This is a genomic window from Enterococcus sp. BWB1-3 (assembly GCF_016745275.1).
Lineage (GTDB): Bacteria > Bacillota > Bacilli > Lactobacillales > Enterococcaceae > Enterococcus_L.
Window position 1 is genome coordinate 1 of record NZ_JADOEP010000048.1, and the last position, 6,550, is coordinate 6,550.

Below are 6,550 nucleotides of genomic sequence, written 5' to 3' on the forward strand. Positions count from 1 at the left end.
TTGAAGTTTTTCACTATTCAGTGTTTTACACAATCCTCAACTCTAAAAATATGATTTATTTTAGTAACTTGCTTTTGTTTGCTATTGGCAACTTGATTAGTGAGTTCGCTCTTACTAGTCAAGGCTTTATCACTTGATTACCAGTCTCGTGATAAAGTGCCTTTTTATTTATCTATTTTTTTGAACTAACTTAAAGATTTGATCTGAATCAACAGCTAATCAATATGAACTGACATTTAAGATTGATTGTAACTTTCCTTCCACTGAAAATTTTGTTGAATATATTCACATAACGCAGGGATATCAGCAACACTTTTTTCACAAATTTCTTTATACTCATTCTCTGTAAAATATTTATCAGCTCCCATAACCTGATTTTCTTCATACAGTTGCTTATTCATCAAATAGAGTTTCTCAGGAACTAGACTGTAGTTTCGAGTTTTTTTTCCATAAAAATTTTCAAAAACAGTCCACTTAAGATTACCTGCAAAAGAATCTACGCAATGTTTCAAATCAATATATATTTCATCAGATAATAAATCTGAGAAGCGAAATATCAGCTCTGGTATCTGGCTATATACATTTTTTTTAGAATACATTTGTCTTACTAACTGTTTCATTGGAAAATGCTTATAAAAATAATCAGCAATACAAGTATCCGTGTCTACGTTCATATTTTATCTCCTTAATCATTTTATATTAATCCCATCTGGATTTAATTTTCTCATAGCTTCAAAATAGTCACTTTCCAACATAGGTATGTCATTGAATCGTGGATCATAAATATACTTTCCATCAGAATATACATGATGGTACACATAATCTTTTATCTCTCCATATTCCATTCCTTTCATCCAACCTGTGTCAGAAGTAATCTCATAAATTTTTCCTTTTCCGCCAGAAGCTCTATACAAATCTTCTGCTATTTCATCACAAGCAAAACCTCTGACTTCTTTATAAAAATCGTTTCTTTGGGCAATTTCTTCAAGCACCTTTTGGTTAGCCCCACTGGCTTTCTCTGGGCTATAAATTAACTCTAGATGTAGAAAAAAAACAACAACATTGAATCGCTTCTTTTTTCAATAATGAGCTTTTATACAATAAATACAGCTAGCTTTTGTTAGCTACTGGCAACTTGATTAGTGAGCTTCTTTCTTACTAGTCAAGGCTTTATCACTTGATTACCAGTCTCGTGATAAAGTGCCTTTTTTATTTAGTTTTTTGTTTATCATTCAATACTTCAGATGCATAATTCTTCTTTTAGTTTTAAAAGTAATTCTTGAATTTCTGAATCATTTCCGTAATTTTCCTGAGCAACTTCACCAACGTAACTGTATAATTCTTCAAATGTTAAATACATTTTTTCATCTTTCGGAGCTGCTGGATATTCTGCGAAAAGAACTACTCTGTTAGTTCCGATTTCCTCCAACTCTTCTTGATCTTCATATTCATCTAAATCATCTTTGAATAAAATCCTTATAAAATCGTTACCATAACCTTCTTTTTGAATGAAATGTTCTAAACATGTTTTATTGACTGAACCAGAAAAAGTCTTTAGTAATATCTCTCTTTCCGCACTATCTGTTACTAATATATACATTTTATAGCCCTCTCTTTTCTATTTCCGCATACTTGGGAAAAAGTTGGTAACTTCTCCAGCTTCATTAATAAATCCTGTAAACTCTAAACCATTATTAGCTACTCCAACAATTTCTCTTCCGGTTATTTTTCCATTTTGCATTGCTTCTACGCCTAAATCATATATAGTAGTATCAGAAAAATATTTAGGATCATATACCGTTTTAGGTTGTCTAATATTTTTATATTGATTAGGTATGATATTTCCCTTATTATCCATAGCTGGAATCTTATACTCTATTTCATAGATTCCTTCTATTGTTGGATGAGCTTTTTTGTTAATTATACAATCATCAATATTAAATCCTTGGGCATTTAGCTCACCGTAGAAAGAATCAATATTATGTCCTCCTTTTACTCCTTGTCCCCCTTTTCTAACAAATCCCTCTGAATTAGCCAAATGATTTTTTGCATTTGAATTGATTTTCAAATTGTTAGCCCCACTGGCTTTCTTGGGACGGGGAAGCACTTCTGTTAAAAATTAGCTAAAATGCTGTTATACCAACAGTTTAGCACACTTTTCTTAACACGCAATTTCTTCCTTCATTTTCGGTAATTTATACGCCGTTTTTCGCTTCATCATGCTGTAAATTATCTTGATTAATTTGCGCATAATACAAAGCAACGCCTGTATTTTCGTCTTGCCTTCTGATACTTTCCGCTCGAAATAAGCTCGAAATACTGGATTTCGTGGTTCTTTCTTGTTCGTCATATAAATCTGTTGTATGGCGAGGAAGTACAACGTTGAATATAGCTTTCTATTCCCTTGTGACTTGTTCTGTACGTCTTTTCCTTTGCCCGCTGAGCTGAATCTCAACGGCGCCACTCCCGCATAATTTGCCAGTTTATCCGCAGTCGGAAATCGATAGATATCTCCAATATGCGCCACCAATGCACAGGCTGTAACGACATCTATCCCCGGCATCGTTTCTAACTGATAGTCGAGTTCTTGATACAGTTGTTTCTCTGTCTGCTCCAACTCCGCTATCTCTCGCTGATACACTCTGATTTGCCTTGTAATACTCTTGATAATCGTATCTCGAGCAAATTGGTAGTCTCGCTCTTTCGTCGCCTCTTCTACCACTAAACCAAGGATCTGTTTCGCTCGTTTCGTTGAACAGGCATTGTGACTTGGGATTCGCAGGAATCTTGCCAACTCTTCTACCGTTATCCCTTCCAAATACCTCGGCGATGGGTACCGCTCAAAGAAGGCTAAGGACGTTTTACAGTCTAATTCTTTGAAAAATCCTTTATAGCTCGGATACGCAGTTTGTACCTGTTCATGGAATTGTTGCATCAATTTTGTACTCGCTTTGACTAGCGCATTTCTCCGATTCACTAAATGGCGCATGGTCCAGTAATAATCTTGCGGGTTGGCGTCTGGCAATAGGTGAGAGCGTCTCATGAGAACGGCACTGATACATTGCGCATCCCATGTATCATTTTTTCGGGTACTGGCATAACTCATTCGTTCCATATATGAAAGAGAGGGATTCACTTCTTTTACAAGATAGTCTTTATCCAGTAAATAGATTGATAATGTTCTGCCGTAATGGGTCACATCCTCCAGCCCAAAAATTGGAAGCAGTCTGCCTGTTTGATTGAGTACATATCTTTCAAGCTTTCGGAAGCCTTGAAGCGTGTTCGTGATGGTAATTTCTCCCAGTTTTTCTTCTAGGTAATTCAGTAATACGGCAGTATGGGTTTCTTTATGTATGTCCATACCCACATATAAATACTTCGTTCTATCCATAGTCCTCCAGTTCTATTCAAGTAAATAGCGGCAATCTTAGTTTGAAGCCTCTACCGTTCCTAACGGAGTGGTGGGCAAGAAAGCGTCAGCCTATCTAATTTCTTGAATTGGAGAATTTCTTAAATTATGATATACTCAACTTGCGAGGGTAGAGTGTTAAATTTAAGAAATTCGTTTCTTATTTTTGAAACTCTGCTTTTTTTGATTTACAAATTGACTTAATTCTAAATCGTAATCATATAGTTTTGTACGCCTAGCCCCCCCTATTAGTAGTGGGGGCTTTTTAATTTCCGATTGAACCACCTCCCTAAATGGTCATTTCAATGCACTTTTTAAATCGCTGTAAGTACTGATAAATCAACGTTTCTATTCAAATTTTAGTAAATGTCAGGGCGGTGTTACTTTGCGCCCTTCTTTCGAGCTTCGCTCGGTTTGGTCGTTGGCACTCATTGCTTGCGCTCCTGCCTTGCTGGCGTCGCGCGCATGGCACCACGACCAAACAACCAAAATAATCCCAAAGAGCAATTATCGATATTTGAATATTAACCTAAAAACAAATATAAGTCAACAGAATATTATCTTTTAATTTAATTTTATTTATGTTAGAATTAACCTTATTAATTAAAATACTAATCGAGGTGACATCATGTCCAATCATATCGGGGAAAATATCGTCATTATTCGCAAAAAGAAAAAAATTTCTCAAAAATCCCTTGCCAAAGCTGTTGGTATCACACCACAGAGTCTTTTAAAAATTGAAAAAGGACACGTAAATCCTAAATCTGAAACCCTTGAAAAGATTATGCAAGCATTGAATGTTTCCGCTAATGAACTTTACAGCAACGACGAAACTGATGACTTTAATAGTCAACTGCCTTTTGCACGAAATCTAAAACGCTTAAGAAACGAAGAACAGTTATCTCTTGATGAACTCGCTTCAAAAATAGGGATCTCTGTCACTCAACTATCTGGACTTGAGGATAGTAGTCAGCAACCTTCTCCAAATTTGTTAGAAAAAATAGCAGAAACACTTTCTGTTTCTAGTGACGAGTTAATGGAAAATGACCTTATCACAAAATCCCTTTTAGAGGTTGAATTGGAGCAATTCCTCCAGTATAGCCAGTATGTTATACAGGCTGCTATTGAAACAAAAAATCAAGGTGAACACATCAATATAGAAGAATACAACGTTGACACTGATACCTATTACACGAAAATCCTTACGAATGACGAACAAGCTAAAAATATTCTATTGAAAGAATTTGACCGATTTAGCTTCAATGAGTTGTTAGAACTGTACAACTATTATTCTGCTAAACAAATCATGAAAAAATACATTCCACCAAAATAACACTCTAATACAAGTAAATGGTTCACTTCGTCGATTTCATCGCCATTGATTTGTATTAGTAGGCATGTCCGTTTGTCAGTGCCCGAGGAACTCACAAAATAGCTATCACTTTGGCTAGTTCCTCGAGCTTTTTTAGCCTAACATGCCTACCGCTTACCTTAACATTAAAACTTGTTCTTCTAAAATCTTCTTTCTTCACCCTCGAAATCTAGCAAAATAGGCTCCCAAACCTCTAAACCTTTTTCTTGCTTCGCAATTCTAGTAGTTGTTTTTCCATTCTTTGCATGGTTTGGCTGAAACCTAGATAAAACAACATAAAGACTTGTGAACAAGCATAGTATTTTCTAGCGATTTGTTGTTTGTTGACTGGTCTGTTTTTGTCTTCGAAAAACTTTTCTAAAACTGGTAACACTTCTTGCCATGATTGCAATTGTTCCCATACATCATAAAGTGCGTAAATATCTTGGTGATTGATTTCTTTGATTGGTTGCTTATTTTCTGTTTGAATCATTTTCTTCATTCCTTAATTTTTTGATACACGAAAAAACGGTATCAGTGGTTGTTTCCTCACTAATACCGTTTCAATAACTTATACATTTTCTAGCTTAAATTACTGTACACTGAATAAACATTCGAAAAGACTAGAAAAGTCCCTTGAAGTTTTGTACAATAATTATAGCTAGCTTTTGTTAGCTATTGGCAACTTGATTAGTGAGTTCACGCTTACTAGTCAAGGCTCAGTCACTTGATTACCAGTCTTGTGATTGAGTGCCTTTTTTTATTTAGTTTTCTAACATTTAATTAGCTTATTTTTAAAAAGTTTTCTAACATTTTTTTTACTGGAGGGCTAGCATTTTCTAATAGGTTTTGTGCTTTCATTTTTAAGATATCATTTGAACTTATTATGCTCTTATATTCTTCTGCATCAAATGACCTCAGTGAATCTAGTGCATACTCAATGACATCATCACTATCATTCATTAAACTTAAAAGAAATCTAAAGCCGTTCATTCCTGCATCTTCATCAATACAGTAAGCTACTCGTATTTTCCATAAGTCACTTTTAGCATCAATATGTTTATACAGTTCTTCCCAATCACTTTGAGTAAAATTATTCAATAATTCTTGTGCCTGCATATAAGCATAGTCATACCAAAAGTCTTCTGATGAATCCTCGTTAATAAAATCTAGTAAATAGCTATCCAATTTTTCAAACATCCTCTACACTATCCTTTCTAAATCTATTTTATTGAGTCAAATCCTGGAGTGGGTTTTCCTCCAACAGGATAGCCAGAAATTATTTCATTTCCTTTTTTAATTACATCAATTTCTACTCCATTAATTTTCCCTCTGTGAAGCGTTAATCCATCGATACTCCGTTGTCCAATAGCATTGGAATTACTAACTTCATGAATAGAGTCAATAATATTTTTATCTGACCAGCCGTCAGGAAACACTGTACTTGTTTTTATTTTTGAAATATTTCCATCTGGAAACTGTTTGGTATATTTTATAACTTTAGTTCCATCTGGATTTACTTTTATAGTTTCCGTAGCAAAATTTGGATTAGCATTATTGATGTTGGGTGAGTGTCCTCCATTAATCCCATTTGAAGTCCCTTTACGTTGTCCCTCTAAAATTTTAGCCTTCATCTCAGGTGTTAAGGTTGATTTAGCCCCACTGGCTTTCTTACCAGCACTTGCCGCTTCATCCCCATGCTTGCTGGCGCTTATCGCTAAGTCATCGCCATATCTGGCTGCATCATCAAGATAATTTGATGGGATACCTGCCAGCTCCAGCATTTCCTC

At 35.1% G+C, this 6,550-nt stretch carries 9 protein-coding genes; 1 reads left to right on the forward strand and 8 read right to left on the reverse strand.

Features of this window, described 5'->3' with window-relative positions; genetic code table 11:
- Positions 1-236: 236 nt before the first annotated feature.
- The 5 genes from IW492_RS17505 to IW492_RS17525 form a co-directional block, all read right to left on the reverse strand.
- Positions 237-620 carry a hypothetical protein gene (locus tag IW492_RS17505; protein WP_202069357.1) on the reverse strand — a complete coding sequence of 128 codons (384 nt, stop codon included), beginning with the start codon at positions 618-620 and terminating at the stop codon, positions 237-239.
- Between the two features lie 69 nt (positions 621-689).
- The gene (locus IW492_RS17510; protein ID WP_202069359.1) at positions 690-992 is read right to left on the reverse strand and encodes a hypothetical protein; all 303 of its coding nucleotides are present in this window, start codon (positions 990-992) and stop codon (positions 690-692) included.
- Between the two features lie 248 nt (positions 993-1,240).
- Positions 1,241-1,600: a hypothetical protein gene (locus tag IW492_RS17515; protein WP_202069361.1), complete on the reverse strand. Its 360-nt coding sequence runs from the start codon at positions 1,598-1,600 to the stop codon at positions 1,241-1,243.
- Between the two features lie 18 nt (positions 1,601-1,618).
- Positions 1,619-2,068 (reverse strand): CdiA family toxin C-terminal domain-containing protein, encoded by a 450-nt coding sequence (locus IW492_RS17520; RefSeq protein ID WP_202069363.1) that lies wholly within the window; start codon positions 2,066-2,068, stop codon positions 1,619-1,621.
- A gap of 93 nt (positions 2,069-2,161) precedes the next feature.
- Positions 2,162-3,391: an IS110 family transposase gene (locus IW492_RS17525; protein ID WP_202069365.1), complete on the reverse strand. Its 1,230-nt coding sequence runs from the start codon at positions 3,389-3,391 to the stop codon at positions 2,162-2,164.
- A 646-nt stretch (positions 3,392-4,037) separates the two neighbouring features.
- Here IW492_RS17525 and IW492_RS17530 point away from each other — a divergent pair.
- On the forward strand, positions 4,038-4,742 hold the full coding sequence (locus tag IW492_RS17530; RefSeq protein ID WP_202069367.1) for a helix-turn-helix domain-containing protein: 705 nt from the start codon (positions 4,038-4,040) through the stop codon (positions 4,740-4,742).
- A gap of 232 nt (positions 4,743-4,974) precedes the next feature.
- Here the strand turns inward: IW492_RS17530 and IW492_RS17535 are convergent, their stop codons facing one another.
- From IW492_RS17535 to IW492_RS17545, 3 genes are all read right to left on the reverse strand, one after another.
- Entirely contained in the window at positions 4,975-5,253 is a 279-nt protein-coding gene (locus tag IW492_RS17535; RefSeq protein WP_202069368.1) for a hypothetical protein, read from the reverse strand.
- 290 nt (positions 5,254-5,543) lie between these two features.
- Positions 5,544-5,960: a hypothetical protein gene (locus IW492_RS17540; RefSeq protein WP_202069369.1), complete on the reverse strand. Its 417-nt coding sequence runs from the start codon at positions 5,958-5,960 to the stop codon at positions 5,544-5,546.
- Positions 5,961-5,983: 23 nt separating this feature from the next.
- Positions 5,984-6,550 (reverse strand): EndoU domain-containing protein (locus IW492_RS17545; RefSeq protein WP_236671997.1); only part of this gene is annotated, 567 nt, incomplete at its 5' end.

Bases quoted from the DNA above. Each gene is read 5' to 3' on its own strand.
- IW492_RS17505 (WP_202069357.1), bottom strand. From the start codon at position 620: ATGAAACAGTTAGTAAGACAAATGTATTCTAAAAAAAATGTATATAGC.
- IW492_RS17515 (WP_202069361.1), bottom strand. From the start codon at position 1,600: ATGTATATATTAGTAACAGATAGTGCGGAAAGAGAGATATTACTAAAG.
- IW492_RS17525 (WP_202069365.1), bottom strand. From the start codon at position 3,391: ATGGATAGAACGAAGTATTTATATGTGGGTATGGACATACATAAAGAA.
- IW492_RS17530 (WP_202069367.1), top strand. From the start codon at position 4,038: ATGTCCAATCATATCGGGGAAAATATCGTCATTATTCGCAAAAAGAAA.
- IW492_RS17535 (WP_202069368.1), bottom strand. From the start codon at position 5,253: ATGATTCAAACAGAAAATAAGCAACCAATCAAAGAAATCAATCACCAA.
- IW492_RS17540 (WP_202069369.1), bottom strand. From the start codon at position 5,960: ATGTTTGAAAAATTGGATAGCTATTTACTAGATTTTATTAACGAGGAT.